The 18760-nt window shown below is 46.9% G+C and carries 15 protein-coding genes and 1 pseudogene; 3 read left to right on the top strand and 13 right to left on the bottom strand.

Annotation, left to right across the window (positions count from 1 at the left end):
* Positions 1-81: 81 nt before the first annotated feature.
* On the bottom strand, positions 82-2088 hold the full coding sequence (locus ACYCS5_RS18275) for a beta-galactosidase (RefSeq protein ID WP_165148306.1): 2007 nt from the start codon (positions 2086-2088) through the stop codon (positions 82-84).
* 295 nt (positions 2089-2383) lie between these two features.
* On the opposite strand from ACYCS5_RS18275, the gene ACYCS5_RS18270 reads away from it, so the two are divergent.
* Positions 2384-3304, top strand: a complete 921-nt coding sequence (locus ACYCS5_RS18270; RefSeq protein ID WP_209949407.1) for an AraC family transcriptional regulator — start codon at positions 2384-2386, stop codon at positions 3302-3304.
* A gap of 153 nt (positions 3305-3457) precedes the next feature.
* On the opposite strand, the gene ACYCS5_RS18265 is transcribed toward ACYCS5_RS18270, so the two are convergent.
* From ACYCS5_RS18265 to ACYCS5_RS18250, 4 genes are all read right to left on the bottom strand, one after another.
* Positions 3458-4546, bottom strand: a complete 1089-nt coding sequence (locus ACYCS5_RS18265; RefSeq protein ID WP_029515850.1) for a site-2 protease family protein — start codon at positions 4544-4546, stop codon at positions 3458-3460.
* A gap of 75 nt (positions 4547-4621) precedes the next feature.
* On the bottom strand, positions 4622-4894 hold the full coding sequence (locus tag ACYCS5_RS18260) for a hypothetical protein (RefSeq protein ID WP_029515851.1): 273 nt from the start codon (positions 4892-4894) through the stop codon (positions 4622-4624).
* Positions 4895-4956: 62 nt separating this feature from the next.
* Positions 4957-6234, bottom strand: a complete 1278-nt coding sequence (locus ACYCS5_RS18255) for a lipase family protein (RefSeq protein ID WP_459759898.1) — start codon at positions 6232-6234, stop codon at positions 4957-4959.
* A 20-nt stretch (positions 6235-6254) separates the two neighbouring features.
* Complete coding sequence (locus ACYCS5_RS18250; protein WP_459759897.1) at positions 6255-6554, bottom strand: hypothetical protein; 300 nt, start codon at positions 6552-6554, stop codon at positions 6255-6257.
* A gap of 357 nt (positions 6555-6911) precedes the next feature.
* Here ACYCS5_RS18250 and ACYCS5_RS18245 point away from each other — a divergent pair, with 357 nt between their 5' ends.
* Positions 6912-10277, top strand: coding sequence for a DEAD/DEAH box helicase (locus ACYCS5_RS18245; RefSeq protein WP_459759896.1), 3366 nt, complete (start codon positions 6912-6914; stop codon positions 10275-10277).
* A 93-nt stretch (positions 10278-10370) separates the two neighbouring features.
* On the opposite strand, the gene ACYCS5_RS18240 is transcribed toward ACYCS5_RS18245, so the two are convergent.
* The 3 genes from ACYCS5_RS18240 to ACYCS5_RS18230 all read right to left on the bottom strand — a co-directional run bounded on the left by ACYCS5_RS18240 (position 10371) and on the right by ACYCS5_RS18230 (position 12504).
* Complete coding sequence (locus tag ACYCS5_RS18240) at positions 10371-11321, bottom strand: ring-cleaving dioxygenase (RefSeq protein WP_029515855.1); 951 nt, start codon at positions 11319-11321, stop codon at positions 10371-10373.
* Between the two features lie 55 nt (positions 11322-11376).
* Positions 11377-12003: a nitroreductase family protein gene (locus tag ACYCS5_RS18235; protein ID WP_459759895.1), complete on the bottom strand. Its 627-nt coding sequence runs from the start codon at positions 12001-12003 to the stop codon at positions 11377-11379.
* A gap of 129 nt (positions 12004-12132) precedes the next feature.
* A complete protein-coding gene (locus tag ACYCS5_RS18230) occupies positions 12133-12504 on the bottom strand; it encodes an MmcQ/YjbR family DNA-binding protein (RefSeq protein ID WP_340884296.1) in 372 nt (123 codons plus the stop codon).
* 366 nt (positions 12505-12870) lie between these two features.
* On the opposite strand from ACYCS5_RS18230, the pseudogene ACYCS5_RS18225 reads away from it, so the two are divergent.
* A pseudogene (locus ACYCS5_RS18225) lies at positions 12871-13074 on the top strand (MFS transporter); the annotation flags it as partial.
* 148 nt (positions 13075-13222) lie between these two features.
* On the opposite strand, the gene ahbB reads toward ACYCS5_RS18225, so the two are convergent.
* The 5 genes from ahbB to ACYCS5_RS18200 form a co-directional block, all read right to left on the bottom strand.
* Positions 13223-14212 (bottom strand): siroheme decarboxylase subunit beta, encoded by a 990-nt coding sequence (gene ahbB, locus ACYCS5_RS18220; protein WP_340884295.1) that lies wholly within the window; start codon positions 14210-14212, stop codon positions 13223-13225.
* 18 nt (positions 14213-14230) lie between these two features.
* On the bottom strand, positions 14231-15232 hold the full coding sequence (locus tag ACYCS5_RS18215; RefSeq protein WP_029515860.1) for a radical SAM/SPASM domain-containing protein: 1002 nt from the start codon (positions 15230-15232) through the stop codon (positions 14231-14233).
* A gap of 25 nt (positions 15233-15257) precedes the next feature.
* Positions 15258-16430, bottom strand: coding sequence for a radical SAM/SPASM domain-containing protein (locus tag ACYCS5_RS18210; RefSeq protein WP_029515861.1), 1173 nt, complete (start codon positions 16428-16430; stop codon positions 15258-15260).
* Positions 16431-16976: 546 nt separating this feature from the next.
* Complete coding sequence (locus ACYCS5_RS18205; protein WP_459759894.1) at positions 16977-17537, bottom strand: NADPH-dependent FMN reductase; 561 nt, start codon at positions 17535-17537, stop codon at positions 16977-16979.
* A gap of 188 nt (positions 17538-17725) precedes the next feature.
* Positions 17726-18733 (bottom strand): AI-2E family transporter, encoded by a 1008-nt coding sequence (locus tag ACYCS5_RS18200; protein WP_459759893.1) that lies wholly within the window; start codon positions 18731-18733, stop codon positions 17726-17728.
* Positions 18734-18760: the final 27 nt, after the last annotated feature.

Raw genomic sequence — 18760 nt, 5'->3', positions numbered from 1 at the left:
GGGCGCTTCATGTACCGGATACTCCCGGGGAAAACCTATATGATATTATTCGTAAGTTGGTTTCAGCTCATTATTCATCATTTACGCTTCTTCGATAATTATAACACCCCAAGGCTCTAATGGAAGCGTTTCTCCTTGGGTAACCGCATGCTCCCCAATCAGCTCCTTGCCGTCTCCATGCGGATAGACCACCGAGCCTGCTTGTTCAGAATAGTTAAAATAGTACCGGATTGTCCGTCCTAGCTCATTCGTGCCGGATTTAACAATGATCGGATAAGACGTTTCCTGATCCAGTCCCCATACTCCTGCCTTTTTGGCTACAGAGCTGAATAGTTCGCGGATGACCGCCGGGCTGACGATACAGCCGATATAGGTCGCTGTTCCCTGACCATAGCGGTTTTGCGTAATTGCTGCATATTTGCCCCAATGCGGGTGATCGTAATAGGCCAATACTTCGGCGGTCGTCGGGGTAATCAGCTCCATCCACGTATCTACCTGATTGTCCTCTGGTGCCACCCCAAAAGGATTATTCTTAAGCGTCACTTTCTTCGGCTCCACGAACAAGCTGTAATGAATGCCGCAGGCTTCGCTAATCACGCCCGGCTGTCGGGACGTTCTCACCTGCACATGCTCGTTGGTAAATCCGCTTCGGAATGTGTATACTACATGACCACCTTTTTCCACATATCGGTTCAGCTTCTCCAGTAGTGCATCTGGGGCAGAATAGAGAACCGGGACGATCAAGAGATCATAGTCGTCAAACGATTCTGTACCTGGATGAACAATATCTGTCCCGATATTCAGTTTATACAACTCGTCATACAAACGACGTACGATGTCATTGTAATTCAACGGACTACTCATATTAAATTTAAACCAGTCAATTGACGTCAATGCTTCGTTGCTGACCAGAATCGCCGTTTTATTTTTCTTTTTCAAGTTGACCAAATGCGGAGACAATCTTGCAAAATCCTTCCCTATGGTCTGTGCTTCCTCATACACTGGATTCGGCTCAAAATCATGGCTCAGCAGACCCTTCCAGTAGGTTTCGAAGGAATTATGGATGGAATGCCAGTGCCAGTATGCCACCATATTGGCCCCTGAAGCCAGATGGCTGAACGCTTGCAGACGCAATTGCCCCGGATAGGGAACCCAGTGGGTAAAAGCCTGCGCTTCCGTTTCTAGCACTAGATAGTTGTTATTTTTCGTCGAACGTGCCACATCGCCACCGAAGGAAATTTCAATACCAGTCAGGTCATCCTGTGATGGATGGTAAATATCCACCCCAGTCACATCAAAGGCTTGCGATGCCGCAAAGTGATCCACGTCTGGCTGAACACCAAAGGAATGACCTCTCCATTCAAAATCAAAGTTTTGCGTAATAAATTGGTCCTCCCGCTTATATTCCTTCACCAGCGCGACCTGCCATGCCAGAAAGTCCGTCACCAGCTTGCGCTGGAATTGGGAAAAGGCTGCGCCCAAACTTCCATTAATCGTTCCGACCACTGAAGGAAAGTCCTCCCAGCTATTGATGCGATTACTCCAATAGTCCAGACCAAATTTGCGGTTTAGCTCCTCCAGCGATTCGAACCGCTCTCGCAGATACTTTACAAATTGCAATTGCACATTAGGCCCACTCGTGTTGTAATGCTTGGTCTCATTATCCGTCTGAAAGCCAATGACCGCCGGATGCTGACTCACCCGTCCGATCAGCTTGCGTATGATTCGCTCGGCATGAAACAGGTACACCGGGTTCGTAATGTCCATAATCTGGCGAGCACCATATTTGCCCGGCCCTTGAGGCGTTGTCGCCAATACATCAGGATGCTCCTTCACCAGCCACGTGGGTACGGCATAGGTGGGCGTCCCCACAATGGCTTCAATGCCCGCCTTATGCATGGCGTCCAGCACCCGATCCACAGAAGTAAAATCAAACACGCCATTTTGCGGTTCATGCGTACTCCAAGTGGATTCCGCAATCCGCACCACGTTGATGCCCGCATCCTTCATCATTTGGATATCCTGGTCCAAACGGTCATATGGCATATATTCATCATAATAGGCAACACCGTACAGTAGCTTTTTCATCAAGTCGTCCTCCAATTAGGTTCATCAGGATTTTGCAAAATTCGATTCCAGCCACTCCGAAGATCGGAGCACTAAGTGCATTCCATATACGGGCTAGTACAAATAGAGTACTGATAATTGAAACAGATATGTCAACATAATCCGCATCACTTTCAAAATGTCTATATATAAGCACTTTCTTTTATATAAAAGCTTATACAATAGTATTTGTAAGCGCTCTTTTATTATAGTTAAATGTTAGATACAATGAGATTGTCTAAGCGGTGTAAAATTTGCCCTAATCGAAGGTGATCTGATGATATTAAATCCTGATGTTGATCCATCTCTATTTCATGATTGCCAATGGCTGCCCATTATTGACTGGAATGTGAAATTTTTTGGCGCCCATATTCACCGGGTCCAAGCGGATTGGTGCATGCCGGAGGAATCTCATATCGGTTTTGAAATTGCACTCATTTTAGAAGGTCGTCAGGAAACGATTATGGAAAATAACGTATATTCGGTTGGAGAAGGTGATATTTTAATCATTCCGCCGGGTTTTAAACATGTGAGTCAGTGTGTTTCCCCAAACGGCATGTACTATTTTAGCTCTCATTTTAATGTCGATGATCCATTATTCCGTCAGGAAATGATTAAAAGCAATCAGCTCTTTTTTCCGGCGGGTACTGAAACGAATGCCAAGCTGCAAAAGGTTGTCCATAGCTGGATTGGCATGGTGCGGGAAAGCGGAGAATATACGACAGCAGACCGTTTTCGCATGCAGATTGCCTTATTTGAGCTATTCGGGATATTCTCGCAAATGATATCTACCAGTTTGGAGCCCAGAATTGCGCCTTCATCCGTTCAATATGCCAAGGCCATCATGGAAGCTATTCAATCGAGGTTTAAGCCTTATCGGGAAGATGAATCTGGCGAGCAAGCGTTCCGACTTGAAGATGTGGCGGCTTCTCTCGGGATCAGTCCTGGCTATGCCCAGGAAGTGTTCCGCAAGGTATACGGCTATTCACCACGTCACTATCTATCGGAGACCAAGTTGCATGAAGCTAAGGTGTTGATCCAGCAGCCCAATCTACCACTCAACAAGGTAGCTTCCCTGCTCGGATACTCCAGTCTGGCTCATTTCAGCAGACAGTTCAAGCGCTGGACAGGCACCAGCCCACTTAAATACCGCCAAACGTTAAAACCGATTACTAATGAACAAAGGATTAAGATATAAGGACGGATAGCAAAGGCTCCACCGTGTTATTCAACCCAAAAAAAGAGCGTGACACCGAATATTGCGGCTGTCGCGCTCTTTTGTCTCTATTTTCTACAAGCTGTACCGTTGCCTTAATGATCTAAAATCTTCACCAAGCTCTCATCATTCGGATCACAGCCTAATATCCCCTATATGCTGGTGCACCACATACATCATCCCCATCAGGAATACGGCCAAAGCCAAGTAACCGATGCCGAATTTCCAGCGCGATGATGCGGGTACTTCGTAATACTTATCATTTTCAAACGGAATATAATCAATCCCACACAGCAATCTGAGCTGGTACGCATCCGGCGTCGGTATATGTTCCACACCGTTCAGCCATACATCCTGGACAAGACACTGCTGTGGCAGCAGAAGTGTCTGCTCCACATCCAGACTTTCCATATACACCGTCACATATTGCTGCCCCTCTAAATCCGAGTAGGTATTAAAAGATAATCTGCGCGTGTGCTCCGGTCCAGGCAGCGGATATCCTTGTTCATACAGATGCTGTACGTTCACCAGTGGCTTTTGCAAAAAGGATTGGACCTTAGCCTCTTCTTTATTGCGTTTAACATATTTTTTGTACAAATCGTAGGCAAAGAACGCCCATATCAAGAAAAATAAAAAGGATTTTAAATATACTACGACTACAATTCCACCCAATAGACCCACCAGCCACAGCCAACGCGTCACTGCCGTGGAAATCCGTCCTCCGTCGAGCGGATGAATCGGCAGCAGGTTGATCAGGTTCAGGAAAAAGCCGACATACGAGAGCGCATACAACAGGGGACTGTCTGTTGCATAGGCTCCTGCGTATACTGCCATAGCCCCAATCGTCCCCAGTAACGGGCCGCCCATGGCCACATAAGCCTCTGTCTGCGCATCCAAAGGTTGACGTTTCATGGTGATCAGCGCACCGAGAAAAGGAATAAATAATGGTGCTGATACGGGAAGCCCCTTGCGCTTGGCGGCCAATACATGTCCCAGCTCATGTACAAACAACAGCAACACGAAGCCGACCGCAAATCCCCACGGGTAAATGATCGCATATGTGCTAATCGTTATCGCCATAGATATCAGCGCACCGCCAAATTTACTGAATTTTAAAAGGGCAAGTAACGACTTGCCTTTCAGAAGAAGCAATGCTGCTGCACTACCAAGGTACCATTTGGATGAGCCGGATTTGGAATCGGTCTTTTTCTCTTCATTTTGCAAAAGTATCCGTCTCCTTTCTCTAACACTTCCATTGTATCCTGCTATGTGCAGCTTGTAAAAACTTCTCTACCTTCATTACTGTACAGCGTCTGTACGTTTCATCAATTCAACATACTGAATTAACTCTGCCTTTTGTTGCTCTAAAGTATGAATTCTGTTCGTTAACCCGACAAAAAAAGCTTCAATTTGGTCTCTGATAGCATTGGCCGAATGCCCAGTCCATTCATGCAGACGCCCATATAATACACGTGCCGCTTGTTCATCTGTGCGAAGTTTGGCGAGTAGCCAGGTCAGCTCCTTTTCGGCAAGCAATAGCTCTTCCAGTTCGACCCGTAATTGTCCGTTCAAATTACTGGCCACCTCCTATGTATTCATTTTTCTATATCGTTAGTACCTTGTTATTAGCGTTATTAGCTAATATCTGCCTGGATAAACTGCTCTATTTTGTACTCGAGATTGTAAAGGAATTCATTAGTCGTCCGTAAATACCACTGACTAAATTCCATCATGGAGGAGTCAAGCTGTGTTACAATCGGCTGCAACCGCCGACTCTGACTACTGTGCAAATAGCGTGAAAGCCTGGCTCTGACACGTTGGAAATCTGCATCACATTGTTGTGCATTCGCCTTCCATTTTTCAGCTACAGCGAGTAGATGCTCCGGCATGACTTGAATCGTACCTGCTGAAGCAGATGTTGCCGCCGTTACCAGCGCTGCCTTTTGGAATTGAGTTAAGGTCTGTCCTAATTGATGTATCCAGCCGTCCACCGTTTCCATTAGGTTAAAGTCAGATGGAATACGCGGAGATTCCGCGATTCGTTCGCCTGTTACAGGATCATATAGCGGGTTGGATACATAGCCATTCTTATCAAACTTATAATGATTGAGTGAGTGATAGGAAGGCCCACCCAACGTGTTGTCCACTCTCTCTTTTAGTCCTAAGCCTTCATTAGCTGTTTGATAATTATTGTCAATATGGTAGGAAGCTCCTACGTGAAGATCGTACCCTCCCCCAATAAAGCTAGCTATCATATCACTGGGATGCAGAAAATTCGTAATTTGATGGTCAAACTCACCATTTTCTGCTTTCTCTCTGTACTCCGGTGTCAGACTGGAAATGACTGAAGGCGCACAGAATGTAACCGCATTTAACCCTGTATAAGCAGCTACATATTGTGCATTCCCTCCTCCCAGCGAATGTCCAGTTAGCGAGAAGTTGTAGTTTTTGTACTTGTTTTGTATATCCTTCGCATAGTCCTCTGCCTGATAGAACTGGTTCGAGCTGCCGAACAAAGCCTTATCTACGCTTTTTTCTTTCTCTCCCATCCAGTTGTTAAACGCCGTGAACCCTAAAGCGCCGTCCATTTTTTTCATTTTTTCATTATATTCATCTGAATGAATATTCAAACTACCGTGAATTTTGCGGTTAATTTCAGGAAGTGCAAGAGTCACATCGTTATACAGATCCTGTGGATCATCCGTTTCCGTCCCACGATAGGCGATAACGGCCTGTTCCGTTTCTTCGTTGTAAAATGTGACAGCGGCAAGTCCCGAATCCTCGCGATCGAGCGTGTCTAACACTTTCCAGCCGGGGAGTTCTTCTGATGGTTCAGCACCTTTTTTCATTTTTTTATAGGCCATTTCAGACATTATTTTATAAGTTTCGTCACTTACTTGAAGTGAACTCATACTATTTACACTCCTCTGATCTAGTGAATTTTCTTTTTATCTTGAAAGCCTGGATAAGTCCCATTTTCAATAAGCACCTTTTTTAGCTCGGGACTTATAGCAAAATTCGAAGTTTCCTGATTTTCATAGTTTACAGAAATCGTAAAATCCTCTTCTGCATGACCTATTACATTGCCACTTATATCTACCTTGTTTGTTACATAAGGAGGAAATTTTTTTGCATATGTGATTTCAACGTCTAGTTCGTATTTTTCCTTCAAATATTGAACAGCCGTAGCTTTCGCCTTACTGATCAGTTCAGCATCTTCGTCTTTATTCACCTTGTGGCATCCTCCCAGTATTAAAATAAGGGCTATCAACACCATCATTCCTTTTAGATATCGGTGACTGATCCTAATCATCCCTTTCATATGCGTAACATCCATTTTATATCCACAAAATCCCTTTTATAAATTGTACCTTTTGTTTCCAAATACAATCAATACGCCATAAGACATGGGATAGAGCTAAGTCTACGGTATCAAATCGGTGTAGAAACCTTCCTTTCTTAGCTGATAAGTTTTATTTCTCGTATAATATCATCCATATTTTTCAATTACATTCCCCACATGTCCATCCTCCTGTCTGTTCTGTTATCATGTAAGAAAACGGAATAACCCAGGAAAGGATTACGAACCATGAGTTTTGAACTTACCCGGCGAGCCATCAGACAACTATGCAGTCAAGCCGCTTATGACGACGGGGATGCCTATTACCGGGCCAAAAGAGTGGCCTTTACACAAATAGATCATGATGAAGGTGTATACGAAGCTACGGTCAAAGGAAGCAGCTTTTATGCTGTTGCGGCGATGATCCGATCCAATGGAAGTATCCGAGCAGAATGCACCTGTAGCACATTTCAGAACACCGGTCGATATTGTAAACATATCGCAGCTGTTCTCCTTAACGCCCATGATATACGCCGTGGAAAGAGTCTGTCTGTGCGCTCCTATGCCTCCAGACTTCATCCCGGTACTGCCCCAGATACAGCAGGAAGCCTAGATTCAGACGGGATGTACACATCTACAGATGCTTCATATGATCACACTGCTAGAACAGCACGATCCTCTGACATCACACAAGGCGATCTCCAGCTGACCGACAGTATGTTAAAACTATTTGAACGCAAGCGACCGCTTCGCAGCACGCCTACCCTGCTGGATACTCGTGCGGTCTTGGATTTTCAGTTCGTGATCCGACCTTTTGCCTACGGTTACCAAAAATATATGTTTGGTGTAGAAATGAAGGCTGGTCCCAAACGATTATATATCGTCCAGAAAATTCGTCCGTTTCTGTGTAGTATTGACCGTGGGGATAGCTACATGTTCACGAAAAGCTTCTCGTACGAGCCTGAGCTGTACCGCTTCCGACCTGAACATGACGCTATTCTCCAGCAATTATCCCAGGTGTGCCACCATGAGCGTATGATTCGGGAAACCTCAGGTACGTATTCATCTTCAGGTAGTCATATGAGCGGTGAACGAATGCTCCTCATCCCGCCTGCGGCTTGGGAAAAGCTGCTCCCCTTGCTGACAGCAGCACAGGGCGTCTACTTTGAAATTCACGGAAACATGAACGAGGGTATTCCCCAGTCCGACCTGATGCTTCCGCTGCAATTTGAATTTGATGAGGTTGAGGCCGAAACCGAAGGCTACCAGCTAAGCATACAAGGATTGGATGACTTGACCATCATGGAAGACTATGGTGTCGTCATTGCCGATGGCAAGCTTGTCAAACAGAAAGCCGACCCCTTACGGCGTTTGTCCGAGCTAAAACGGATGGTAGAAGTACACCACAGGCGAAAAGTTCAGATCGCGCCAGAGCAGATGGAATCTTTTATGGACAAGGTTGTACCCGGGTTAATGAAGCTCGGACGTGTTCATATGACACGTTCCGTCTCAGATCGGGTCACACAGCAGCCATTGAAGGCCAAGCTGTATCTGGACCGAGTAAGAGACAAGCTGCTGGCAGGGCTGGAGTTCCAATATGGGGATATCATCATCAACCCGCTGGAAACAGATGCACGAACGCCTGGTAACGACCGAATTCTGATACGTGATGGGGAACAGGAGCAACGGATTTTGGAGCTGATGGAGCATAGCTCCTTTGCCAGAACAGACAGCGGATATTTTATGGAAGATGAAGATGCAGAGTATGATTTTTTGTACCATACGGTTCCGCAACTGGAAAAGCTGCTGGACGTCTATGCTACAGGTGCAGTCAAAGCAAAAATAAACAATACTCTGCCTACCCCAAGGATACGCGCGGAGTGGGATGAACGTACAGATTGGCTTGAATTTAAATTTGATATGGAAGGCATACCGGAACCGGAAATTCGCAAACTGCTCAAATCGTTAGAGGAAAAACAGAAATATCACCGTCTGCCGAATGGTGCCTTGCTGCCGCTGGAAACAGAGGAATACAAGGAATTGATTCGATTCATGAATGAAACAGGTATCCGCAAAAGTGATCTGGATGCAGCCCAAATTCGTGTTCCCGTCACGCAAGGACTGTACTTAATTGATCCTCACGATCATGGGAAAAACCTGACTTTGGGTAAAACCTTTCGCCAGCTACTGGAAAATATACGCAACCCAGACCATCTCGACTTTCCAGTTCCAGACATGCTTGCCCCAATCTTAAGAGATTATCAGGTTTACGGCTTTCAATGGCTTAAGACATTGGCGCATTACCGTTTTGGGGGCATTTTGGCAGATGATATGGGGCTGGGTAAAACGCTGCAAAGTATCGCCTTTCTCGTCTCAGTATTGCCGGAAATCCGCAGCCAGCAGCTTCCAGCCATGATCGTGTCCCCTGCATCACTGGTGTACAACTGGCGGAATGAGCTGGAGAAGTTTGCTCCACATATCCGCGTTACTATCGCAGATGGCAGCCCGGAAGAACGCGGCCGGATCATACGGGATGCCGCCAGTTATGACGTCGTCATTACGTCCTACCCGCTGCTACGACGCGATGCAGATGTGTACAGCAAGCCATCGTTTCATACGCTCATTCTGGACGAGGCACAGGCTTTCAAAAATCATGCCACCCAGACGGCACAGGCTGTTAAGGATGTAAAAGCTCGTTACCGTTTTGCCCTGACAGGAACGCCAGTAGAAAATACGTTGGAAGAGCTGTGGTCCATCTTTGACGTTGTATTTCCTGCGTTATTTCCCGGCGGGAAAAGAGCGTTTCACAACCTGCCTCGAAATGTGATTGCCAAGCGGGTTCGTCCTTTTTTGCTGCGCCGTCTCAAGAGTGATGTCCTCAAGGAGCTGCCGGAAAAAATCGAATCCGTGCAGGTATCCCGGCTTCTGCCAGATCAGAAAAAGCTGTATACGGCCTATCTGGCCAAGCTCCAGCATGAAACGTTAAAGCATCTCAACGAGGAAGGATTTCAGAAAAATCGGATCAAAATTCTCGCAGGTCTAACCCGGCTTCGTCAGCTCTGCTGTCATCCTGGCTTGTTCATCGAAGGATATACGGGAAGCTCCGCCAAATTTGAACAGCTGTTGGAGATCATTACGGAATGTCTCAGCTCCGGGAAACGGATGCTCATTTTTTCACAGTTCACCACGATGCTTCAAATGATCGGACGCGAGCTTGCTCGAGAAGGAGTGTCCTACTTTTACCTGGATGGGCAGACTCCCGCTCTGGAACGAGTCGAACTGTGCGATCGCTTCAACGAAGGAGAACGCGAGCTGTTCCTGATTTCCCTAAAGGCAGGAGGTACTGGCCTGAACCTCACCGGCGCAGATACAGTCATACTGTATGATCTATGGTGGAATCCCGCTGTAGAGGAGCAGGCTACCAACCGTGCACACCGAATGGGCCAGAAAAAAGTCGTGCAGGTTATTCGTCTCGTCGCCCAAGACACAGTAGAGGATAAAATGTATGAACTGCAACAAAAAAAGAAAAACATGATCGACCAGGTCATTCAGCCGGGGCAAGAAACCCTTTCGGTACTGACCGAGCTGGAGATTCGCGAACTGCTCATGATCTAGCTAATTCCACATGCACAAAAAGGTCCAATCACGGTAGAAATCTTCCCGTATTGGACCTTTTTGCTTCTAATATGATTGTTTGGATCGAGCAGATTAATCCTGTTTTAATACTCTAGGTTCAATGGGAACCAGGTTAGACTCAATCTGGGTGCGCTGAGGCTCATACCATTCAGGCAGCATCAGCTTGTGCCCCAACTCATTCAATTCCTCATCCACCGTAAATCCGGGCGGATCGGTTGCGATCTCGAATAGAATACCGCCTTGCTCGCGGAAGTATACGGCATTGAAGTATTGGCGATCTACAATGCCACTAGTCCCAAAACCCTGCTGGTGAACCCATTCGTTCCACGCTTGATGCTCCGTATCATCCTGCGCGCGCCAGGCAATATGGTGAACCGTACCGGCACCGCCATTCCCCCACGGGACATCTTTGACCGGAATATCGATCAGGTTGCCCAGATCACCTGTCGTCTGATAGCGGATGTAGCCTGCATTTGCGTCTTCTCCGATGAGAGTCATCCCCAGGACGTTCTCCAACACCCCTTGCGTATGTTTGGAATCCGCACTGTACAGTACCGCACCGCCAAAGCCCTTGATCGCTTTATCCGTAGGCACACCCCCGGCTGTCCACTTGTTCAACGGGCCACCTTCCCGCTCCACCAACTCCAGATGTAAGCCCTCGTTGTCTCGGAACTGGATGAATGACTCGCCAAAACGATTAGCCTTCGTGAAAGATACCTTCAAGCTGTGCAGACGGTTTTCCCAGTATTCCAAAGCACCGGATGGCACGACATACGTCGTAATCCCAACCTGTCCGCCTCCAATCTTACCCTTGCGTGTACCCGGAGCTGGAAAAAAAGTAATGATTGTTCCCGGGCTGCCCTCTTCATTACCAAAGTACAAATGGTATACTTCTGGAGCATCAAAGTTGATCGTCTTTTTAATCAATCGCAGACCAAGTACGCCTGCGTAAAAATCAACATTGCCCTGCGGGTCGCCTGCAAAGGACGTGATATGGTGAATTCCAGCGGTTTTCAATGACATCTTTATCACTCCTTCATTAACATGTTGATTTATTTACACAAATGATTTACAAATTTCAAAATCCATTGTAGCTGACAAATTGTCCAACCGGCTTGCGGTATCCCCGTGCCCGCTGACCCGATTCGTCCTCTTTACCCAAGGTAATCATCATCACGGGTACAAATTGCTCTGGAATATTCAATACTTCCTGCACCTTCGCCGGATCAAAACCGATCATCGGGCAAGTATCCCAGCCTTTGTCCTTGGCAATCAGCATAAATTGCATAGCCGACAGGCTGGCATTACGGATCGCTTCTTCTCTCTGGAAGACAGGTCCCCGCTCGCGATAAAACTGAGTTACCGATTCCACTGTACTATCATATTCCTGCTTGCTCAGGACACCTAAATTCAGGAATCCTTCGTTGAGGTCAGCTACCTTGGTATAAGCTTCTATATCCCCCAACACTACAATGGTCGCCGAAGCCGTTAATATTTTATACTGCTTACTTGCCTCATCATGCAGTCTTTGTTTGGTATCCGCATCCTGCACTACGATATAACGCGCATGCTGTAAATTAAAAGCCGATGGAGCAAACTTCACCAACTGAAATATTTCTTCTAGTTCTTTTGCATCTATAGTAACATCAGGAATAAATTTAGAAGCTGATCTTCTCTCTTGAATAATATTCACCAGTTCGCTCATGTTAAGTTCCACTCCTTGATATTATTTTCAAATGAATTATCTTTAAATTAAGAATATATCTATTTGTGATTTCTGTCAAGTAAAACTATAAGTATTTTTGGATACAAAAAAAGGGCTTCACTCAGCCCTTTACAGATCCGTTGCCCGTATTCTCATCGTAATCGCTTCACGTTGCGCTTTGGTTAAGCTCTTGAAGACCAGCTCATACGAATGGTCGATCATGCTGTACAAATCCTCCAGTGGGAAGGTAGCATCAACCTCAATCGTATTCCAATGCTTTTTATTTAAATGATAGCCTGGCTTAATCGCCTTGTTTTGTTCACGCAAATTTACCGCAATGACTGGATCACATTTCAAGGATACATGGCTCATACCATCCTTTTCAGTCAGGAGAGCAAACATCTTGCCCCCTACTTTGAGTACCAGGGGATCAGCACCAAACGGGTAATCCTTAACGGCCTCTTTTTGGCTCAAACCATATGCTACAATTTGCTCAAACACCAGCCTTCTCTCCTCTGTTCCGAGTTATTTGTTCTACGAACCTACCTATTTGCGCCCTATTATATCACCTTCATACGCTACATATACACTAAGTCCGTGCTACATTTAGGGGAACTGTGCTAAAGGTGAACCACTACGGATACCGTCGCACACACTGTTCGGATTGGCTCTATATGGGACAGGATAGCTGGTTCGCGAAAAATAATAATGACTACTGTTAGGCGCAATAAGGTAGCGCCTATTTTCCTCTTAATTCACTTCATCCCCCTTTAATCATCCATGTAAAAAAGTGTTTTATTTATATAAGCTTATACGGAAGCGAAAGCTTTTTTAAGCGGCAAAAAATAAATAAAGGAGATTTTTTTCGTGAACTCAAACACTGCTCTTATAAGAAAAGGCGGTGCAAATGTGTCGTCTTCCAAACGTCTCCCGTGGGTCGGGTTGCTGGCTTTAGCCATGGCGGGATTCATCTGCATTCTTACAGAAAGCCTGCCTGCTGGATTACTGCCACAAATTGCACAGGATCTAGGGGTCAGTTCATTAAGATTAGCGGGGCCTTTGCCGATGCTTTCAGACTGCACGCTCGATACTTCCGATCTATGTAAAATTGTAAGCATTACGAATTAAACTCAATATAGTCAAAGAGCGTTAACCTGCCAACACGAAAAACGGACGCTGTCCTTGAAGAGACGGCATCCGTGTGAATATAAGAAGCGCTTTAGATCGAAAAGCTCGTTTTCTTCAATTCTTCCGTGCTGAACAGAATATCGTAATCCTTGATGTCTTCCCGCCGAACAAATTGCTCCGCAACTTTCCGAACAGACGCTTCATCGGGTCCATGAATCATGGCGTATAAATTATACGGCCAATCGGGGTGCGTCCGGCGCTTGTAGCAGTGGCTGACTTCCGAATAATCGGCCAGCCTTTTTCCTGCCTCAGGTATATGCTCCTCAGGAAGTACGCAGATGAACAGGCCATTTGCTGAAAATCCCGCTTCCCTATGCTTTAGAACGGCTCCGATTCGTTTGAGTGCTCCTCCTGCCTGCAGTGCCTGCAAGCGCAGAAACACCTCTTCCAAGCTGCAACCTGTCTTATTGGCAATCTCGGTATACGGTTCAGTTGACAACGGAAGATCTCCCTGCAGTTCGCGGATCAGCTGCACATCCGTTATTTCTATTTTGCATGGTTCCTGTTTGGAGGTTGCGACTCCATTCAAGTTCGGGCTGGGTGTAATGGCTGATGCATCAGCCGTTTCTTCCATATTCAGAAAGACCTTTAGTTTGAATAATTGCTCGGAGGGAAACTCATATAGCAGCGGCCCTCCCGCCGCTTCACGGATCGTTTCAAGAATAGCCCCCCGTTCTTCCTCGGTCCGGGAAGTCAGCGTGAACCACATATTGAGCCTGCTGCGCCGGCGGTAGTTATGGGTTACGCCTCTATACCTGTTGATGACAGCAGCGGTCTGGTAAAAAAGCTCCTCCCTGACTGCCATCGCATACAAACAGCCTCTAAATCCCAGTCCCGCCGGATTAAACACCCCGCCGATCCGCCGGATGAATCCCTCTTTCTTCAGCCTTTCAAGCCTTTGAAGCACATCTTCCTGGCGTAATTCCAGTTCCTCCGCAATGGCATTCCAAGGGCGTTTGACCAGAGGAAGCCCGATTTGCAGCCGATTCAGCAGCTTCCGGTCGTTCGAATCCAGGTCCACTATTCCCACCTCCCCAGCTTACAGCGCCGCCGATCTTTTGTAACACCACGGCTCTTCGGCCATGAAATTGCCGCCGCTGTAATAGTACGATCTCGCCCGGCAGCCGCCACAAATGCCCACATCGGGGCAGGAGCCGCATTCTCCTTCATATTTCTTGAAGTCCCTTAAATCCCGAAACACCGGATTATCCCGCCATATTTCATCAAAAGGCTGCTCGCGAACATTCCCCACCTTGACCGGCAGGTACGGACAAATATGCACCTCGCCATTCGGCAGCACAGAACAATAGGAGACCCCGGCCAGACAACCGCGCGTGTACCGCATTTCCAGCCCCATGCTCTTGGCAAGCGGCATGAACTGGGGAGCGCATGTCGGTTTGATTTCAAGGGATGTTGACTTCTGTTTGGACAGAACACTGCGCAGAACCGAGTAATACCGTTCCCGCTTCAGCCCGTCTTCTTCGATATGGACGGCCCGTCCGGTCGGGACGAGAAAGAACGGGTGCAGAGAGGACACATGAAGCTCCTCGGCAAGCTGGGCAACCTGCACGAAGTCATCCATATTTCCCTCGGTCAGCGTCATGTTAATCTGCACTCTCAGCCCGGCTTCCCGGGCATAACGAATGCCCTCCAATGCTTGCTGCCAGCCTTCTGGCGCATTCCTGAACCGGTTGTGATACTCAGGCGTGGCGCTGTCTATGCTGATCGCAATGCCCCCCAGCCCTGCTTTTTTCAGCTCCGCAGCTTTGGCGGCGGTCAGAAGCGTGCCGTTGCTGCCAAGTGCGGGACGAAGGCCGATAGACGAGGCATACGCGATCAATTCGCAGAGATCTTCACGGATCAAGGGCTCGCCGCCGCTGAATATGAGAAGCTTGAATCCAGCCTGCTTGATCTGATCAATGAGCCGGATGCCTTCCTCCGTGGTTAGCTGGTCTTCTACAGACGATGTCGGCCCCGAGTCACGATAGCAGTGTTCGCAGTATAAATTGCATTTCTTGGTCACATTCCAGGAAACGAGCATGCGTATTCAGCCTTCCTTTCCAGTGTTATACGATTCCAATTTCACGGTCACTTAAATAACAGGATGGGTCCTCCGCCCAGAAATCACCGCTTACCGAAGCCCGGGCCCGGAAATTCCCGTTACAGATATCCAGCCAATTGCATTCTCTGCAGCGTCCCTTTAGCAGCGGTTTACGGTCGCGCAGGCCGACCATTAGCGGATGAGCGGCATCACGCCAAATCTCGCTGAATTTCTGCTTGCGGATATTACCGATTTCGATATCTCTCGTGAACTGATCGGGATAGACGTTGCCGTGCCAATCCACGCAGCCGATGGCTATTCCGGAACGGTTGCCGCCGTTTCTCTGAAGCAAGCCAAGCAGTTCAGCTGCGCGCTCCGGGTCGCGCTCCATCATCCGCTGGTATAAGTAAACGCCATCCGCATGGTTATCAACGGTGAGCAATTCCACCGGTTTGCCTTTGCCATGCAGGTCCACCGTTTTAGCCATAATCCGGTCAAGAGCATGCCGGGATTGTTCATGGGTAACATCCTCTTGCTGCAGGGCGCTCCCGCGGCCGGAATAGACGAGATGGTAGAAGCAGGCCCGAGGAATATTTTCCCGCTCGATCAAATCAAGGACACCATCCAAGTCTTCATATGTATGTCTGCTGATCGTGAACCGGACCCCTACCTTCTGGCCGATGACCAAGCAGTTTCGGATACCCTGAAGCGCCTGCTTAAAGGCTCCTTTTCGCCCGCGAAATTCATCATGGCGCTCTTCCAGCCCATCCAGGCTTACACCGACATATTTAACCCCTGCTTCTTTTAGCATCTTCGCTCTGTCCATGGTAATCAATGTGCCATTGGTCGATACTACCGGCCGAAGCCCTTTGCTTGACGCATAAGAAATCAGCTCATAAATATCTTTGCGGATCAGAGGCTCTCCACCGGAAAAAAGCAGTACCGGCACCTGGAAGGCGGCCAGATTATCAATAAATACCTTAGCTTCCTCCGTCGACATTTCATCGGGATCATGGGCAGGACAGGCATTCGCATAACAATGTTTACAGGTTAAGTTGCAAGCCCGTGTCGAATTCCATACGACGACAGGCCCTCTGCCCGCGGAAACGCCATGAGGTTTGTGGCCCGGCTTAATGGTATAACGAAGGTCATCGCCTTCTCCCTTCATACCGGTAAGTAGTTTCGTTACATTAATCATTTCCGTTCCCTCATCTCCCTATAATTAGATACCCGTTCTTTTTATCTTAAGATAACTTGTGAGAATAAGGATATGCGCTATTATCTTGCTCTCGCGCCGCATTAATGCTTGGGTCTGCAATAAGAAGAAACGTCTGACGGCGTCTTATTAGAGCTTATGCTTCCGAAGTAGCGATATGAGTATCGCTTTTAGGTACGTTTACCCGTAATGCTGCGGGTATCAAAAAGGTCGTGGCCGAAATGATTTTTTCTTACAGCTGAAAAAGTGCTAGCAGGTTTCACGGTTACACACAGCCATGACATTCAGCGTGAAATTTGGCAAAAGTATATATTTGTTGCCAGCATGAGCGGAACACTTCTGGCATTGGCTAATCGTAATATGTCATATCCGATACTTGAAACGGTGTATGCCCGATTAAAGGTCTATGAGCGTTTGCTGGACACAACTAATATTAGATAACTGGTGAATTCCTGCCGTTGAATATGTAGTAGGTGGCCATTCAAATAAGCAGATCCTTCTATGATGAAGGATCTGCTTTGGATTTTCCTATACCTGTCCTCTGCATGCTTGCTCAAGCCCTTGAAGTAATGCCTCCATTTCCTGTCTAGTTTCAGCGTTTGTAATGATGCCTTCTGAGTTCAGCTTTAATGTGATATGCGGAATAATGACCTTTCCATTCTCCACAATCTCTGCGTTGATCATTTGCAATGTGAGCAGCAGCGAGGCATGCGCCAGATGGCCGCCCATAGGAGACGGTGACGCGCTAATGACCGCTGTTGGTTTATTTACAAATTCACCTGAAGATACAAGCCAATCCAAGGCATTTTTCAAAGCACCCGGTACCCCATTTCCATATTCCGGTGTACAGATCAGCACTCCATCCACTTGTTTCAATTGTTCCCGTAGCCCTCTTACGGAAGCTGGCCCCTCATCTACATCCAAGTCAGGGTTAAAATGCGGGGGATCTTCCAACCCATCATAGACTGTGAACATCATATTTTCAGAAGCCAGCCCCATAGTAGCCTTCATAAGTGCTGTATTGGAGGACTTTTGACGAAGGCTACCCGATATAGCCAATACCTTAATTTTCTGTTCCAACCGTATCATCTCATTTCTCCGAACTTGATCTGATCTTGCATATTCAGTGTACTATAGCTAACAAGAGAATTAAAAAGTGGATGAGCGTCAGCGATTTTTCCTGTGAACAAAAGGGCAATAAAAAAATGCCTGCGGTTTTGCAGGCATTTGTGATATATCAATAGTCACTATACTAGGGCGGAATCTGTATTGCTGAATCAAGTATCCTTCTCTTGCTTGCGTTTTATCCCAATCAGATCAAGGAAGAAAACAAACAACGGAATACCTACAATCAAGCCCCAAATTCCAATCAGATGCTCAGAGAAAATAAGTACGACAAAGGTAAAGAAAATCGGTAAATTCGTTTTGGATGACATCAGCTTCGGATTTAAGAAATAGGCCTCAATCGCATGAATCACCACGATCAATATAACCAGATAAATTACATATTGAATGCCACCGACACTGAAAGCGATCAGGCCGAGCGGTGCCAGTGAGATAAACACACCTGCCACCGGAACCAATCCCAGTACGAAAATGATGAGCGCAAGACCGAGCAGATTAGGGAAGCCCATAATCCAGAGCGCAATCGTGGTCAATATACAGTTAATAAGTGAAATCAGCAGTTGAGCCTCCAATACCTTCCCGAACGTACCCAGAAACATACGGCCAAAATGACCCACTTCCTTGAAAAACCAGCCCAGCTTGCTATCTACAAACGTAGCTGTAAAGCGTGTAATATAGGATTTTTCCATCAGGAAGAACAAGCTCAAAATAATTGACACCAGAAGCTGTGTTCCCAATTGACTGACCTTCATCACTGCACTCAGGCCAGGCTCAAATAGCCGCTGAACATTCAGTGTGTCCATAAATTCGATAATCGTTTCGTTCCACTGATTACGATCAGGATACATATACGCTTGCTGAATCATGAGATACACCTGCTTGACCTGTACAACGATTAGCGGCACCATTCGGTAAACGCCCCACACCATAATCAGGATCAGCAGCCCATACACCAGTAGCAGCACGACCATTGACGGTACATTGACGAACCGCTTGACCAGCTTATTCACTCCGTTATATATACTGCCAATCAAGATCGTAAGCAGCAGTGTTAACAACATAATATTCATCATGCTTCTTAACATAAACAACAGCAAAACGATTATCGCAAGGACGGCTACCCGCCTGACGCCCGCATGATTCATCCAGTTTCTTACCATTCGTCTTTATTCCCTCTCTCCCACTTG

It is taken from the genome of Paenibacillus sp. SEL3 (assembly GCF_054602585.1).
Note: the sequence above shows the minus strand (reverse complement) of the source record. Positions and strands in the feature narration are given on the sequence as shown.